Here is a 17,698-nt window from a genome sequence, read left to right on the forward strand (position 1 = left end):
ATGACGATTCCCTGGGTCCTGGGCGCGCCGACCGAACAGGCGCTGCGTGACGCCGCCGGGCGGTTGCGCGATTTCGTCGTCGGCGGTGGCGCCGACGCGTGGGACGTGGGTCGCACGCTGGCGACGACCCGTCCGCCGCACGCGCACCGCGCGGTGCTGCTGGGCGGTGGCGACGACTTCGCCGAACCGCTGACCCTGCTCGCCCAAGGGCGGCCGAGCCCGCGGGTGGTCGAGGGCACGGCCACCGACGCGGCGCGGACCGCGTTCGTCTTCCCGGGCCAGGGCGCGATCTGGCCGGGCATGGCGGCCGAACTCCTCGACACGGCACCGGTGTTCGCCCGGCGCATCGAGGAGTGCGCCGACGCGCTGGCACCGCACGTGGACTGGTCGCTGGTCGACGTGCTGAGGTCGGACGCGCCGGACCTGTACGACCAGACGGACGTCGTGCAGCCGGTGCTGTTCTCCATCATGGTGGGCCTGGCCGAGCTGTGGGGTTCCTACGGGGTCCGGCCGCAGGCCGTCGTGGGGCACAGCATCGGCGAGGTCGCCGCGGCCTGCGTGTCCGGCGCGCTGTCCCTGGACGACGCCGCGAAGACCGCCGTGCTGTGGAGCCGCGCGCAGTCGACGCTGGCCGGTCGGGGCGGCATGGCCGTGGTGGCGCTGCCGGTGCACGAGGTGACCTCGTGGTTCGCCGAGCACGGCCACGACGTCGACGTCTCGGGCGTGATGGCGCCGCGCACGGTGGTCGTCTCGGGTGACCGCGAGGTGCTCGCGCTGGCGGCGGAGCAGTTGCGCGCCGCCGGTGTCTACGCCCACGTGACGTCCGTGCCGCTGGCCGCGCACTGCCCGCGGGTCGAGGAGGTGCGGGACACCGTGCTGACCTCCCTGGCGTCGATCAGCCCCCGCGCGTCGGACGTCCCGTTCTACTCCGGCATGGCCGGCGCGGCGGTCGACACCGCCGGGCTGGACGCCGAGTACTGGTACCGCAACCTGCGTCAGCCGATGCTCTTCGAGAGCGCGACCAGGGCCATGCTGGCGGACGGCTACCAGGCGTTCGTCGAGGTCACCGCGCACCCGGTGCTGACGCTGGCGCTGCGGCAGACCGCGGAGGCCGTCGGCGCCGCCGTGCCGGTGCTGAACTCCCTCAAGCGCGACGAGCAGCGCCTGGACCACTTCCTGATTTCGCTCGCCGAGGCGCACGTGCAGGGCCTGGCGGTGGACTGGGAGCCGGTGCTCGCCGGGCGCGGCCGGACGATCGACCTGCCCGACCTGGACGCCCCCGCCGACTCCCGCGCGGACGCCACGCCCGCCAAGCCCGCGGGCGGCGCGTCGCTGGCGAACCTGGTGTCGCAGCACGTCGCGGACGTGCTGGGCATCGGCACCGAGCTGCGCCAGGACGACTACGAGAAGAGCCTGTTCGAGCTCGGCTGCACGTCGGTCCAGCTGATCAGGCTGCAGAGCGGGCTCGCCCGCGAGCTGGGCGTCTCGCTGGAGAGCACGTTCATCATCGACCACCCCACCGCGAACGCGCTCACCGACGAGCTGACCCGACGGGTCGACCGGGACCGCGCGCCGGCCGAGGCGCGTTCCGGCCCGGTGCCCGCGGCGGGCGCGTTCTCCGCCGAGCCCATCGCGGTGGTCGGCATGGCGTTCCGGCTGCCCGGCGGCATCGGGACCCGCGACCAGCTCTGGGAGACGTTGAGCGGCAAGGTCGACGTGGTGCGCGAGGTGCCCGCCGACCGCTGGTCCCACAGCGACCTCGACACCAGCGAGGTGACCACCACCCAGGGCGGCTACCTCGACCAGGTGGACGGCTTCGACCCGCTGTTCTTCAACATCTCGCCCACCGAGGCCGAGTCGATCGACCCCCAGCAGCGCCTGCTGCTGGAGCTGACCTGGGAAGCCCTCGAAGACGCGGGGATGGACCCGACCGCCGCCGGGCGCGACCGGCGCGTCGGCGTGTTCGTCGGCATCTACACCAACGACTACGTCCAGGTCGCGAAGAACCTCGGGCACCCGGCCGAGCGGTACAGCTACACCGGCAACATGGCGAACTCGGCGGCCGGGCGGATCTCCTACACCTACGGCTTCGAAGGACCCAGCCACGCGATCGACGCGGCCTGCGCGTCCTCGCTGTACGCGCTGCACCAGGCCGGTCGGGAACTCCAGCACGGCGGCTGCGACATGGTCGTCGCCGCGGCGGTGAACCTGATCCTCAGCCCGGAGGGCCACGTGTCCTGGTCGCGGCTGCAGGCGCTGTCCCCGACCGGGCGGTGCCGCAGCTTCGACAACGGCGCCGACGGCTACATCCGCAGCGAGGGCGGCACGGTCGTCGTCCTCAAGCGCCTGTCGGACGCCGAACGCGACGGTGACGACATCCTCGCCGTGATCAGGGGTTCGGCGATCAACCACAACGGCCAGGGCGGCGGGTTCACCGTGCCGAGCGGCACCGCGCAGCAGCGCGTGGTCGAGGCCGCGATGGCCGAGGCGGGCGTCGGCATCGAGGACGTCGACTACGTCGAGGCGCACGGGTCGGGCACGCCGATCGGCGACCCGCAGGAGGTCAACGCGCTGGCCCGGGTCTTCGCGGGCAGGCGGGAGAAGCTGCGCGTCGGCAGCGTCAAGTCCAACCTCGGGCACCTGGAGTCCGCGGCGGGCATGGCGGCGCTGTGCAAGGTGATCGTGTCCATGCGGCACGGCAGGCTCCCGGCGACGCTGCACTTCCGCGAGGGCAACCGGCTGATCGACTGGGACGCCATCCCGATCGAGGTGGTGGCCGACGAGGTGCCGTGGGAACCGGTCGGCGACCGCCGCCGGGCCGGGATCAGCTCGTTCGGCATCAACGGCAGCAACGCGCACATGATCGTGGAGGAGTACGAGCCCAAGGCCGTCCCCGCGCGGCCGACGCCCGGCCTGGCACGCCTGCTGCCCGTTTCGGCGAAGTCGGAACCGGCGTTGCGCACCGCGCTGAGCAACCTGGCCGAGTGGAGCGAGGGCACCACCGCCGACCTCGCCGACATCGCCCACACGCTGGGGGAGCGGCGCGCGGCCCTGCGGCACCGGGCGGCGCTGGTCTGCGACTCCGTCACCGGCATCCCGGCCGCGGTCGAGACCGCGCTGGGCTCCCTGGCGACCCGGCCCACGGCCGACCCGGGCCAGGTGTTCGTGTTCTCCGGCCAGGGCACGCAGTACCCGGGCATGGCGCGTGAGCTGTACGAGCACGCCGAGGTCTTCCGGGACGAGCTGGACGAGATCGACCGGGTGTTCCGCCGCATCGGCGACGTCTCCCCGATCGAGGCCATGTTCGGCGACGACGAGGCACCGTTCCGGTCGCCGCGCCACACCCAGGCGATGATCTTCGCCGTCGAGCTGGCGCTCGCCCGGTACTGGCAGGCGCTCGGCGTCACGCCCTCGGCCGTGATCGGCCACAGCATCGGCGAGTACGCGGCCGCCTGCTTCGCGTCGGTCATGAGCCTCACCCAGGCGGTCGACCTGGTGACCCGCCGGGCGCGCGTGGTCGAAGCGTCCACACAGGACGGTTCCATGGCGACGCTGCTGTGCTCCCGGGAACGGGCGGAGCAGCTGCTGGCCGACTTCCCGGACGTCTCCGTCGCCGCGGTGAACGCGGCCGAGAACACCACCATCGCCGGTGCCACCGAGAGCCTGGCCGCGGTGCTGAAGGCCGCGCGCAGGCAGCGGATCTTCACCGAGCGGCTGGACGTCACGCACCCGTACCACTCGGCGCAGATGACCCGGGCGGCGGACGACCTGCACGAGCAGATCCGCCACCACGCGTTCGACCCGCCCGCCCTGCCGTGGATCTCCGCGGTGACCGGTGCGCCGGTCCCGGCCGATTCGCCGATCGACGCGTCGTACTGGAGCAGGCACCTGGTCGAGCCCGTCCTGTTCCGGGCGGCGGTCGGCAGCGCGATCGACGGTGGCGCGCGCGTCTTCCTGGAGATCGGTGCCACGGCCACGGTCGGCGGTCTCGTCGCGCAGGAGTTCGCGGACACCGCGGTCGTCCTGCCGAGCCTGCGGAAAGGACGGTCCGACACCCGGCAGCTGCTGGAGAGCGCGGCCGTGCTGTGGGAACTGGGGCGTTCGCTGGAGTGGGGCAGGCTGCCCGGCGGCGGGTCCGGCACCCTCGTCCGCGACCTGCCGCGCACCCCGTTCGACCGGCGCAGGACCTGGTACTCCGACAGTTCCGGGCAGCAGAGCGGTGAGGTGGTGGCGCGTCCCGTCGCCGTCGAGCAGGAAAGGACCGGTGAGCGGCGCATGGCCGAGCGGGAAGTGGTCGTCGCGTTCGTCAAGCAGAGCATCAGCCAGGTCACCGGTGTCGCCGTGGACGCGATCGACGAGTCGGTCCAGCTGTTCGCGCTGGGCATCGACTCGCTGATGCTGGTCCAGCTGGGCAAGCGGGTCGAGGTGGAGTACTCCCTCGACATCCCGATCAAGGCGTTCTTCGAGTCCCTCTACACGCCGGGGCTGCTGGCCGACTTCGTGCTGGAGCACCGGCCCGCCGAGGCGGCGCCGCTGGTCCCGGCCGAGCCGACCCCGTCACCGCAGCCGGGCGCCGCGGTGGCTCCGGTGGCCGAAGTCCGCACCCGGCTCGACGTCGGTGCCGCCGCGCAGGCGCCCGGCATCGAGGGCATCATCCGCTCGCAGCTGGAGATCATGCAGCAGCAGCTGGACGTGCTGGCGGGTGCGACCACGAGTGCGGAGGTCCAGGCACCCGCGCCGAAGGCGAAGACCCGCCAGGCCCCCGAGGTGCGCAAGGTCGGCACGTACACCAACAACATCGAGCTGGTGGACGACCGGCTCACCCCCGAGCAGGCCGAGTTCATCCGCGACTTCGTGGCCCGGTTCACCGCGAAGACCCCGACGTCCAAGGTGTACGCCGGTGAGCACCGCGAGGTGCTGGCCGACTGGATCGCCTCGCTCAACTTCAACCCCAGCATCAAGGAGACGGTCTACCCCGTCGTGTCGGCCCGCTCCAGCGGGGCGAAGTTCTGGGACGTGGACGGCAACGAGTACATCGACACCGCGATGGGCTACGGCGTCCACTTCTTCGGCCACCAGCCCGACTTCATCGTGGACGCCGTGCGCGAGCAGCTCGACCGCGGCTACGAGCTCGGCCCGCAGAACCGGGTGGCGGGCGAGGTCGCGGAACTGGTCCACGAGATGACCGGCGCCGAACGGGTCGCGTTCTGCAACACCGGCACCGAGGCCGTGATGGTGTCGGTGCGGCTGGCCCGCGCGGTCAGCGGCCGGGACAAGGTGGCGAGGTTCCTCACCTCCTTCCACGGCAGCTACGACGCCGTGCTGGCCGAGGCCGACGGTGAGGACAGCATCCCCACCTCGATCGGCATCCCGCAGTCGGCGGTGGACGACACGATCGTGCTCACCTACGGCAGCCCCGAGTCGCTGGACCGGCTGCGCCGCCACGGCGCCGAGCTGGCCGCCGTGCTGGTCGAGCCCGTCCAGTCGCGCAACCCGGCGTTGCAGCCCACCGAGTTCTTGCGCGAGTTGCGGGAGATCTGCACCGAGCACGGGATCGCGCTGATCTTCGACGAGATGATCGTCGGCTTCCGGGCCGCGCTGGGCGGCGCGCAGGAGTACTTCGGCGTCGAGTCGGACATGTCGCTGTACGGCAAGCTCGTCGGCGGCGGCATGCCGATCGGCATCATCGCCGGCAAGAGCAAGTACCTCGACGCCGTGGACGGCGGCGCGTGGAGCGACGTGGACGACTCCAAGCCCGCGGTGCCCACGACGTTCTTCGCCGGCACGTTCTGCAAGCACCCGTTGACGATGGCCGCCTGCAAGGCCGCGCTGACCCGCCTGCGCGACCACGGCGCCGAGGAGCTCACCCGGGTCAACCAGCTCACCGCGGACTTCGCGCGGCGGGTGAACGACTACTTCGAGGCGGAGGAAGTGCCGCTGAAGGTGGCGCACTTCTCCTCGCTGTACCGGTACGAGACGGTCGTCCCGCGCGACATGTCCCAGCTGTCGCTGACGCTGAACCTGTTCTTCAAGCTCATGGTGTTCCACGGCGTCTACGTGTGGGAGCGCCGGACCGCGTTCTTCTCCCTGGCGCACACGCGGGAGCACCAGGACCGGATCTTCGAGGTCATCCGCACCTGCGTGGAGGCGTTGCGCGCCGGTGGGTTCGACTTCCGGCGGTCCACCTCGACGGCACCGCGCGGCGTGCCGTCCGGCACGCGCCCGGTCCTGGCGCCGATCGCCGACACCGCGGTGTCGGAGCAGGAGAAGCGGGTCTACGTGCTGTCGCGGATGCGCGGTGGCAACGAGGCCTACCAGATCGTGACCGGCCTGCGGTTCGACGGCGTGCCGGACCGGGACCGGATCGTGGAGGCGTTCGGCGCGATCGCGCGCAAGCACGAGAAGCTGCGCGGCTACTACGAGATCGACGCGACCGACATCAAGGCCCGCGTCGCGCCGGAGGTCACCCCCGAGTTCCACGTCTTCGACCACGCGAGCGACCCCGCGTTGCGCCGCGAGGACGTCATCGCGGTGATGAACCGGCCGTTCGACCTGGCGAACCCGCCGCTGTGGCGCTGCGGGATCGTCATCGACGCCGACGGCACGCACCACCTGCTGCTGTCGCTGCACCACATCATCGCCGACGGCGGGTCGCTCGACATCATCCTGGACGACCTCGCCGACCACCTCACCCGCGGTGAGCTGGCGGACGTGCGCTCCGACGGCTACCCGGCGTTCGTGCGGCAGCAGGCCCGCTCGGTCGGCCTGCCCGCGTACGAGGAGCACCGGCGGTGGTGGCTGCGGGAGTTCGAGACCGTCCCGCCGCCGCTGAGCCTGCCGACCGACTCGCCGTACCCGCTGGTGAACGACTTCTCCGGGACGCACCACTACTTCCGGATCGACGACGAGCTGCACCAAGCGGCCAAGGCGGTGATCGAGCGGCACCGCACCACGCCGTTCATCTTCTACCTGTCGCTGTGGTCGGTGCTGCTGGCCAACGCCACGGGCTCCGACGACCTGTGCGTCGGCATCCCCCTGGACCAGCGGATCATCGGTTCGTTCGACGACACCGTGGGCATGTTCGCCCAGTCGTTGCCGCTGCGCATCCGCCCGACCGCGGACACCCGCGTGCCGGACCTGCTCCAAGCGGTGCGCGACACCAGCCTCGCGGCGGTGGACCACTCGTCGTACTCCTACGACGTGCTGGTCCAGGAACTCGACCTCGACCGCGACTTCGGCCGCAACGCCCTGTTCGACGTGATGTTCACCTTCACCAACGCCCGCGAGCGCGTGCACCGGTTCGGCGACGTCGAAGCCACGTCCGAGGACTTCGGCGTACCGCGCTCGATGTTCGCGCTGTCCCTGGAACTCACCGAGCGCGACGGCGGGCTGTTCGGCGACCTGAACTTCTCCGGCGTGTACGGCGAGCGGCGGATGACCGAGCTGGTCGAGCGGTACGTGGACCTGATCGCCCGGGTCGTGCGCGAGCCGGACCAGACCGTGGACGAGCTGTCCCGGTTGGACGACGAGACGCGGGACCGGCTGCTGACCTGGGGCACCGGGCCGGTCGTCGCGGACGTGCCGCCCCTCGCCGAGCTGTTCGACACGGCGTTGCGCGACCACGCGGGACGTCCCGCGATCCGCTTCGGCGGCGAGGACATCACCTACGCCGAGCTGGACGAGCGGGTGGACCGGTACGCCGGTCTGCTGCGCGGGCACGGCCTCGGCGAGCGCGACCTGGTCGGGCTGCTGCTGCCGCCGTCAGCGGAACTGGTCACGCTGATGCTGGCGGTCAACCGCATCGGTGCCGCGTGGCTGCCGATGGACGTGAAGGACCCGGCCAAGCGGCTGCGGCTGGTGATCGACACCGCCGAGCCGAAGAAGGTCGTCTGCACCGAGGCGCTGGCCGCCGCGGTGGACCTCGGCGACCGCGCGCTGGTGCCGCCGCCGGACGGTCCGCCCGCGGGGACCGCTCCCGCCGCGACGCCGTCCGGGGCCGACGACCTCGCGTACGTCATCTTCACGTCCGGCTCGACCGGGACGCCGAAGGGCGTCACGGTGACGAACGGGTCGCTGGCGAACTTCCTCGTCGGGATGCCCGAGGCGCTCGGGTGGGCCGAGCACAAGGCGGTGGGGTGCCTCACCACGCCGTCGTTCGACATCTTCCTCCTGGAGACCCTGCTGACCCTCGCCAAGGGCGGCACGGTCGTGGTGGCGGGCGAGTCGGAGGTCCGCACGCCCGCGGACATCGCCGCGTTCGTCGCGGCCAACGGCGTCGAGTACCTGCAGATGACGCCGACCCGGTTGCGCCTGCTGTTCGCCGACCCCGAGGCCGCCCGGACCACGTTGGCGCGGCTGGAGAAGCTCATCGTCGGCGGCGAGGGCTTCCCCGAGGACCTGTTGCCGCAGCTGGCGGAGCACGGGTCGCTGGGCCTGTACAACGTCTACGGCCCCACCGAGACGTGCATCTGGTCCAGCGTCAAGGACCTCACCGGCGCCACCGGGCCCGTCACCATCGGCACGCCGATCGCCAACACCACGTTCTACGTGCTGGACGACAACCTGCGGCTGGTGCCCGAGGGCACGGCCGGGAACCTGTGGATCGGCGGGCTCGGGGTGTCGCCCGGGTACCTGCACCGGCCCGAGCTGACCCGCGAGCGGTTCCGCGAGAACCCGTTCGGGTACGGCCGGATCTACCTCAGCGGCGACCGCGCGCTGTGGCAGGGCGGCGAGGTGCACTGCCTGGGCCGGGTGGACGACCAGGTGAAGATCCGCGGCTACCGGGTCGAGCTGGCCGAGATCGAGCTCGCGATCACCGGGCACGACCTGGTGACCGGCGCGGCGGTGATCGTCCAGCAGCTGCCGAGCGGCAGCCAGGTCATCCGCGGGTTCTACCAGGTGCGCGAGGGCGCCTACCTGGCGCCGGAGGCGTTGCGGGACTGGCTGGCCGAGCGGCTGACCGACTACATGGTGCCCGCGACGCTGTCCCCGGTGGCCGACATCCCCATGACGACCAGCGGCAAGGTCGACCGCAAGACGTTGGAGGCGCGGGCCGACCAGCCGGTGGAGACCGGGCGCACCGACGAGCCGCGCACGGGTGTGGCGCAGGAGCTGGTCGCGGCCTGGCGCAAGGTGCTCGGTGACATCCCGATCGGCTACGACGAGAGCTTCTTCGACCTCGGCGGCAACTCGTTCAGCCTCGTCCTGCTGCTGGAGGAGCTGCACCGGCAGTTCCCGGGCATGCTCGACGTGAGCGACCTGTTCGCGAACCCGACGATCGGCAAGCTGCAGAAGCACCTGGAGTCCCGGCTCGCCCGGCAGGACGCCGACGCGCTGCTGACCGGTTTCGGGGTGCGGCTGCCCGAGTCGTGGTTCACCACCGACGCCACGGACGACGGCCGGGTCGAGGCCGCGTTGCCCAAGCGGACCAGGGCCACCCTGGAACGGCTGCGCGCCGGCGGTGCCCACGACCCGGCGGACCTGGCGCACGTCGCGCTCGCGGTCACGCTCAACAAGGTGCTCGGCGAGGACGAGGTCTCGCTGTGCGTCGTGGCCGACGACGGCCGGGTGGCCGTGGTCCGGTTCGACTTCGCGGGCAAGGCCGACCTCGCCGAGGTGCTGGACGACTACCGGCGTCAGCTCGACGGCAACGACCGGCTCGACCTCGAACGGTTCGTCGCCTGCCGCGGCGTCGACCGCACGGTGTCCATCTCGTGCGGCAGCGCCCGGCAGTTGGAGGAGGCGGACCTGCTCGGCCACTTCGACGTCGTGTTCGCCATCGACGTCGAGGCCGACCCGGTCGCGGTCCGGATCGACTACGCCCGCGAGGTGGACCCCGCGCGGGTGGAACAGCTGCTGGGCGGCCACGTGAAGCTACTCGGAATCCTGGCCAAGCCCGCGTCGAAGGAGAAGGTGCAGTCATGAAGGATCTCGTGATCGTGTTCCCGGGGCAGGGCTCCCAGTTCGCGGGCATGGGCAAGAAGTGGTTCGACGGGCACGAGAGCGTCCGGGACCGCTTCGCGCAGGCGTCGGACATCGTGGGCTATTCCCTGGCCGACCTGTGCTTCACCGCGCCGCCCGCCGAGGTGACCAGGACCCGGTACGCCCAGGTCTCGCTGCTGGTGCTCAGCTACGCGATGTACGAGGTGATGACCGAGGGCCGCAAGATCCCGGTGTCGTCCATGACCGGGCACAGCCTCGGTGAGATCACCGCGCTGGCCGCGGCGGGCGCGCTGTCGTTCGAGGACGCGGTGCGCCTGGTGAAGGTGCGAGGCGAGGCGATGGAGAGCTGCGTCGCCGAGGGCGGCACGGGGATGATCGCCGCGGTGCGGATGCCGGTCACCGACGTGGAGAAGTGCGTCGAGGACTTCAACTCCGCGGGCCACACCGTGCAGGTCGCCAACTACAACGCCGAGACGCAGACCGTGCTGTCGGGCACGGTGGACGACCTCAAGGGCATGACCGCGTACCTGGAGGACCGCGGCGCGAAGGTGGTCAAGCTGAACGTGGCCGGCGCGTTCCACAGCACGTTCATGGCGAACGCGCTGCCGGAGTACACCAAGGCGCTGGACGCGGTCGAGTTCGCCCAGCCCGCCGTGCCGGTCTACAGCAACGTCACCGGCGAGGTGTACGAGGGCCCCGAGGCGATCCGGGAGGCGCTGGCGGTCCAGCTGACCAGTCCGGTGCGCTGGAGCGGCATCGTGTCGTCCCTGGTGGCGCGCAAGGCCGCGGTGTGGATCGAGGTCGGGCCGAAGCAGGTGCTCAAGAAGATGCTCACCGGCACCGTCGGCTCGGGCGAGGTCTACAGCCTGGACGAGGAGCCGGAGCAGGTCGGCGCGGTGCTCGACCAGCTCGTGGAGCTGAAGAAGCGCGAGCCGGGGCTGGTCGGGCTGTGCCTGGGCGCCGCCGCGGCCACGCGGAACCGCAACTTCGACGCCGAGGAGTACAACGAGGGCGTCGTGGCGTCCTACCGCAAGCTCCAGGAGCTGGCCAAGCTCGACCCCGAGACGCTCACCGACGAGCAGAAGCAGGACGCGCTGGACCTGCTGTTCACCATCATGAGGACCAAGCGGGTCCCCGAGGACGAGCAGCGCGACCGCGTGGAGTCGATCCTGCGGCGCACGGGTGACGTCGGCCTCCGGACGGTCGCGGGGGCGCTCACCACATGACCTCCCTGCTCGGTCTTGACGACCTGGACCTGACGGGACCGCCGGACGACGAAGACTCCGGTGTCCGCGTCACGCACTCCAGCCCGCGGAAGAAGGCCGAACCCGTCGCCATCATCGGGATGAGCGGCCGGGTCGGCGAGGCGGAGGACCTCGACCGGTTCTGGTCGAGCCTGCTGCGCGGCGAGGAGGGGTACCGCGACCTGTCGGACGAACGGCGCGCCGACGTGGACGCCTACCTCGCCGCACGCGGCGTGCGGCTGCCGATCGCGGCCGAGCGCTACTCCGGCGGCACCCGCCTGCCCAGCGTGTCCGAGTTCGACTACCGGTTCTTCTCGCTGTCCCGGCAGGAGGCCAAGTCCATCGACCCGAACCAGCGGATCTTCCTGGAGACCGCCTGGGCCGCGCTGGAGGACGCCGGCTACCTGAACAAGGACATCGGCGGCGGCAAGGTCGGCGTCTACGCGGGCATGTCGGCCGACTTCGGCGAGGACTACCGGGCGATGATCGCCGCGGTCGACCCCGGCGCGCCCGAGATCGCGGTCGCGGGCAACATCCGCTCGATGATCGCCAGCCGGATCGCGTACCTGCTGGACCTGCGCGGACCGTCGCTGCTGGTCGACACGGCCTGCTCGTCGGGCCTGGTGGCCGCCTACACGGCCTACCGCGCGATCCAGAACGGCGAGTGCTCGATGGCGATCGTCGGCGCGGTGAAGACCGACCTGTTCCCGGTCGACGCCGACGACGAGACCGGCATCGGCATCAAGGACATCCAGGACACGTTGGCGGGCGACCGCCGCACCCGGACGTTCGACCGGCGCGGTGACGGCACCAGCACCGCCGAGGGCTGCGTCGTGTTCGTGCTCAAGTCCCTGGAACGGGCGCGGCGCGACGGCGACAACGTGCACGCCGTCATCGTGGGCGGCGCGGTCAACCAGGACGGCGCGTCCAACGGCATCACCGCGCCCAACGCCGACGCGCAGGCCGACCTGATCACCGAGGCGCTCGCCGACGCGGGGGTCAGGGCCGAGCAGATCAGCTTCATCGAAGCGCACGGCACCGCGACCAGGCTCGGTGACCCGGTCGAGGTCAGCGGTATCGATCGGGCGTTCTCCCGGCAGACGGCGCGCAAGCAGTTCTGCGGCATCGGCACGGTCAAGACCAACATCGGCCACATGGACAACGCGTCCGGCCTGGCGGGTCTGGCCAAGCTCGTGCTGTCGCTCAAGCACCGCGTCCTGCCGGCGAGCCTCAACTTCGAGGAGCCCAACCAGAACATCGCGTTCGCGCAGACCCCGGTGTTCGTCAACGACCGGACCGTGCCCTGGTCGGACGACGACCGGGAGACGTTGTACGCGGGGATCAACAGCTTCGGGTTGAGCGGCACGAACTGCCACCTCGTGCTGCGCAGCGCGGACGCCCCGCCGGCCCGGGAACGCGCCGAGGTGTCGTGCTCGCTGCTGCCGCTGAGCGCCCAGAACACCCAGGGGCTGGTCCGGCTCGCCGAGCGCTACCGCGACTTCCTGGCCCGCCACGAGGTCGACCTCGCCGACCTCGCGTTCACCGCGTCGGTCGGTCGGCTGCACCACGGCGTGCGGGCCGCGTTCGTGTTCGAGAGCCGCGCGGAGCTCGACGCGCAGCTGGCGCAGTTCATCGAGGACGGCGCCGCGGCGAACCCGGACGTGAGCCGGGGCTCGTTCCGGCTGGTGCTGGACGACGGCGACAAGCGCGACCCGCACGACCTCACCCACGCCGAGCGCGACGAGCTGGACCGGGAGGCCGCGTCCGTGGTCGACCCGGCGGCCGATCGCGCGGCACTGCGCCGGTTGGCCTCGCTCTACACCCGCGGCGCCGACGTCGACTGGCGGCGGGCCGCGCCCGAGGGCGCCCGGCGGACGTCGTTGCCCACCTACCCGTTCGAGCGGTCCCGGTGCTGGGTCGAGCCCGCCGAGCAGGGCAGGCGGGGACTGGTCGACCGTGCCGAGGTGGTGCGCTCGCTCGACCGCGACACCGTCGTGTGCCGGCTCGACCCGGAGCACTTCTGGGAGCTGGCCGAGCACCGCATCCACGGGGTCAGCGTGCTGCCCGGCACCGGGCTGGTCGAGATGGTCGTGACGTCGGCCCGGCGGCTCGGCCTGTCCGGGTCGGACGTGACGCTGCGGGACGTGCTGTTCGCCGCGCCGCTCGCGGTCGCCGACGGCGAGGTCAAGGAGGTGCACGTCATCTTCGAGACCAAGGGCGATGTCACCGCCGTGACCATCGCCAGCCGGGACGCCGAAGGCGACTGGGTGCGCAACGCGCGGGCCGAACTGGTCCGCGGCACCGTCGCCGAAGCGGTCCCGCCGGTCGACGTCGAGGACCTGCGGCGGCGGTTGGACCGCGAGCTCGAAGAGCCCGAGGGCTCCGACCACGCCAAGGGGCTCGACGTCAGCGACCGCTGGACCGGGACGCTGGGCGACGGGCACGCCGACGCCGAGGCCGACGAGCTGCTGTACGAGTTCGAGCTGCCCGCGCGGTACCGGTCGGAGCTGGCGGACTACGTCCTGCACCCCTCGCTGTTCGACACGGTGATCAACGCGCCCAGCAACGTCTACGACCAGGAGCGGCTGTACCTGCCGTTCTCCTACGGCGTGCTGACCGTCCGCGACTCGCTGCCCGCCCGCGTGCTGGCCCACTTCCGCAAGCGGCCCGAGTCGGTGGACGGCGCGCTGTACGCGTTCGACGTGACCGTGGTCGACCCGACCGGCCGGGTGCTGCTGACGGTGGACAACTACTGCATCAAGTCGGCGGACGACGTGAACGTGCAGGGGCCGGGCGAGTACGGGTACGTGCAGGCCTACCGGCGCGTGTCCCCGCCGACGCCGCGTCAGGGCAGCGGGACGGTCCTGCTCTGCGGTGACTTCGGCACCGCGTTCGACGGTGTGCGCGGCGCGCTCGAATCCTCCGGCTACGACTGCGTCGCGGTGTCGAGCGCCGAGGACGTGGTCACCGACGAGCGCCGCGAGTTCGCCTTCGGCGTGCTGGCCTGCCTGCCCGCCGAGGACGCCTCGCTCGCCGAGGCCACGGGTGAGCCGGTCGAACGGGCCGTGGGCCTGCTCAAGCTCGTCTCCGACCGGCAGTTCACGTTCGCCGACGGCCTGTTGGTGCTGACGCACAACGCGCTCGCGGTCACCGGTGACGAGACCGCGGTGCACCCCGGCCAGGCCGGGGTGCTGGGCCTGATGCGCGTCGCGGCGCTGGAGTACAAGGCCCTCGGGATCCGTTGCGTCGACAGCGACGAGCGCACGGAACCGGCGCTGCTGGTGGCGGAGGCCACCGGCGCCGACCGGCCGCCGTTCCTGCTCTACCGGGACGGGCAGCCGCACGAGCCGCACGTGAAGCGGCACCCCATCCCGCTGCGCGGCGGCGAACGGGCACCGCTGCCCGGTGATGGCGTGACGCTGGTGTCGGGCGGCACGGGCGACCTCGGCACCGCCGTGGCGCGGCACCTGGTGGCGCGCGGTGTGCGCAAGCTCGTCCTGCTGGGTTCCGACACCGCGGACGGCACGCGGGCGGACTGGGCGGAGTTCGAGCGGGACCTGGACGTGTTCGAGGTCGTCCGGCTCGACCTGGGCGACCGGGACGCGGTCGAGCGGACCGTGCGCGCCGTGCGCGAGCGGCACGGCCGGATCTCCGGCGTCCTGCACCTCGCCGGTCGTCCCGGTGTCGGGTTCCTGTACACCAAGGACTTCGCCGAGTTCATGAAGGTATACCGGCCCAAGGCTTTGGGCGGTGTGCACCTGCACGAGGCCACGCTGGTGGACGCGCCGGACTACTTCGTCGCGTTCTCCAGCATCGCCGGGCTGCTGCTCGACCAGGGCCAGACCGACTACACCGCGGCGAACCTGGTGCTGGACAGCCTGGCCCAGCACCGCGACCGCGCGCGGCTGCCGGGGCTGAGCGTCCAGTGGCCCGCGTGGCGCGAGACCGGGATCGCCGAGCGCATGGGCGCGGCCGACGAGGACGAGCTGTTCCCGCCGCTGGACACCGCCGAGGCGGTGGACCTGCTCGACGCCCTGATGACGTCCGGTGACCCCGTGCCGGTGGTCATGCCCGGCCGGATGCGCAAGCCGGTCCGGCAGGCACCGCGCGAGGCCGACCGGGGCACCGGTGGGCGTGCCGTCGAGCTGCACGGCCTGGACGACGTCGGCGACCTCGAACGGGGAGTCGCGGCGATCTGGGCGGAAGCGCTCGACCTCGACGTGCTGGACGCGCACGAGGAGTTCGGCGACCTGGGCGGCAACTCGCTGCTGACCGCGCAGGTGCTCAAGCTCTATGACGAGCGCTACCCGGGTCTGATGGACATCACGGACCTCTTCCGCTACACCACCGTCGCCGCCCAGGTGGCCTGCCTCAAGGCCAAGCTGCACGTGGACGAACCGGCCGCCGGGGACCCGCCGCCCGCCGCCAAGGCCGACGAGGGCGACATCGACAAGCTGTTGGACCTGCTGGAGCAGGGCGCGATCACGGTCGAAGACAGGCAGGGTCTTCTCGAGGAAACGGACACCAGATGGACAGCGTGAAGGATTTCATCCTCGAGCAATTCGTCAACAAGCAGATCGACCGCGACCGCACCAAGAGGCTGCTGCTCGAACTGTCCGAAGCCAACCTGCACGAGGACATCGCGGTGATCGGCCTGGCCGGTCGGTTCGCCGAGGCCAAGAACGTCGATGAGTTCTGGGAGTTCCTCAAGGTCGGCCGGGATTGCATCCGCGACTACCCCCAGTCGCGCAAGGAGGACATGTACGACATCCTCCGCAACCCGTACTACGCGGAGGTCATGCTGGGCCGCCCGGTCGACGAGGCCGACCTCGACCGGCTCTACTCGGTGAGCGGGTACCTGGACCGGATCGACCAGTTCGACTCGCGCTTCTTCGGCATCCCGCCGTTGGAAGCCGACTACATGGACCCGAACCAGCGCATCGCGCTCGAAGTGGCCTACGAGGCGCTGGAGAACGCGGGCTACGGCGGCGAGAGCGCGATCGGGTCGCGGACCGGGGTGTTCCTCGGCCGCGACCAGTCGAACTACTCGTACTACCGGATGTTCTCCGAGCGGCACCCGATGCAGCTGTCCGGCTCGTGGGAGGGCATGGTCGCCAGCCGCATCTCCTACGTGCTCGACCTCAAGGGCCCGTGCATCATGACCGACACCGCGTGCTCCGCGGGCAGCGTCAGCGTGCACCAGGCCATCCAGTCGCTGCTGCTGGGCGAGTGCGACATGGCGCTGGCGGGCGGCATCAACCTGTCCTCCGGCGGCGAGCCGAAGACCAGCTTCCTGTCCGGCGCGACGATGGACAGCGTCGTGTCGGGCGACGACAGCGTGCGCACCTTCGACGCCCGCGCGAACGGCACGCTGTGGGGCGAGGGCGCGGGCATCGTGCTGCTCAAGCCGCTGAAGAAGGCGCTGGCCGACCGCGACCACGTGCGCGCCGTCATCAAGGCCTCCGCGATCAACAACGACGGCACCTCCAACAGCATCACCGCGCCCAACGCGCTGATGCAGGAGCGGGTCATCCTCGACGCCTGGGCCAAGGCCGACGTGCCGCCCGAGACGATCACGTACGTGGAGGCGCACGGCACGGGCACCGTGCTCGGCGACCCGATCGAGGTCAAGGGCCTGTCCAACGCGTTCCGCCGGCACACCGACCGCAAGCAGTTCTGCGGCATCGGCTCGCTCAAGACCACGATGGGCCACCTGGTGGCCGCGTCCGGGTCGGCGTCGCTGGCCAAGGTCGTGAAGTCGCTGGAGTCCGGCCTGCTGGCGCCGTCGGTGAACTTCGAGGTGCCCAACCCCTACATCGACTTCACCGACAGCCCGCTGTACGTCAACGACCGGCTCGTGCCGTGGGAGACCGGCGGCGAGCCGCGGCGGGCCGGGATCAGCTCGTTCGGCTTCATCCGCACGAACTGCCACATGGTGCTGGAGGAGGCGCCCCGCTACCGCGCCGAGCCGCAGCTGCGGGAGCGCTACTGCTTCACCGTCAGCGCCAAGACCGAGGCGGCCCTGACCGGGCTGCTGGACGGGTACGCGGCCGTGCTGGCGGACAGCCCGTGGTCGCTGGCCGACATCTGCTACACGTCCAACATCGGGCGCGGCCACCACGAGCACCGGGTGATGGTCGTCGCGGCGACGAAGGAGCAGCTGGCCGAGTCGATCGACCGGCTCCGGGAGCGCGGCCCGGGCACCGACGAGCAGCGCGGCATCTTCCACGGCGTGCACGCGGTCGTCAGCGACAAGCGGGGCGACCTGCGCCCCGGCGACATCACCGCCCAGACCGGCAAGCGGCTGTCCGACACCGCCAACGCCAAGCTCGCCGAGTACCGCGCGCGGGGCGAGCACTCCGCCCTCACCGAGGTGGCGAACGCCTACGTGCGCGGCGCCCGGGTCGAGTTCGCGGAGTTCTACGCCGACGAGCCGCGGCGGCGGGTGCCGCTGCCCACTTACCCGTTCGAGCGGATCCGCCACTGGGCCAAGCCCATGAAGACCAGCGTGC

General features: G+C 71.5%; 4 protein-coding genes (1 of these 4 running past the window's edge). All 4 read left to right on the forward strand.

Annotated features, from left to right (window positions below; translation table 11 throughout):
* Tightly spaced (each overlapping or abutting the next), the 4 genes in view from A6A25_RS38310 to A6A25_RS38325 form a layout consistent with a single transcriptional unit that may run on beyond the window.
* Positions 1-9,924 (forward strand): hybrid non-ribosomal peptide synthetase/type I polyketide synthase, encoded by a 9,924-nt coding sequence (locus tag A6A25_RS38310; protein WP_073898845.1) that lies wholly within the window; start codon positions 1-3, stop codon positions 9,922-9,924.
* Positions 9,921-11,168 (forward strand): ACP S-malonyltransferase, encoded by a 1,248-nt coding sequence (gene fabD, locus A6A25_RS38315; protein WP_073898847.1) that lies wholly within the window; start codon positions 9,921-9,923, stop codon positions 11,166-11,168. The genes A6A25_RS38310 and fabD overlap by 4 nt, the downstream gene beginning before the upstream one ends.
* Complete coding sequence (locus tag A6A25_RS38320) at positions 11,165-15,727, forward strand: type I polyketide synthase (RefSeq protein WP_073898849.1); 4,563 nt, start codon at positions 11,165-11,167, stop codon at positions 15,725-15,727. Before fabD ends, A6A25_RS38320 begins: the two co-directional genes overlap by 4 nt.
* Positions 15,715-17,698, forward strand: the 5' portion of a protein-coding gene (locus A6A25_RS38325) for a type I polyketide synthase (RefSeq protein ID WP_073898851.1). Its footprint extends 2,705 nt past the window's final position; only the first 1,984 of its 4,689 coding nucleotides appear in the window; it begins with the start codon at positions 15,715-15,717; its stop codon lies beyond the right edge, outside the window. Before A6A25_RS38320 ends, A6A25_RS38325 begins: the two co-directional genes overlap by 13 nt.

The sequence above is a fragment of the Saccharothrix sp. CB00851 genome (assembly GCF_001905065.1).
Lineage (GTDB): Bacteria > Actinomycetota > Actinomycetes > Mycobacteriales > Pseudonocardiaceae > Actinosynnema.

Bases quoted from the DNA above. Each gene is read 5' to 3' on its own strand.
- fabD (WP_073898847.1), top strand. From the start codon at position 9,921: ATGAAGGATCTCGTGATCGTGTTCCCGGGGCAGGGCTCCCAGTTCGCG.
- A6A25_RS38320 (WP_073898849.1), top strand. From the start codon at position 11,165: ATGACCTCCCTGCTCGGTCTTGACGACCTGGACCTGACGGGACCGCCG.
- A6A25_RS38310 (WP_073898845.1), top strand. From the start codon at position 1: ATGACGATTCCCTGGGTCCTGGGCGCGCCGACCGAACAGGCGCTGCGT.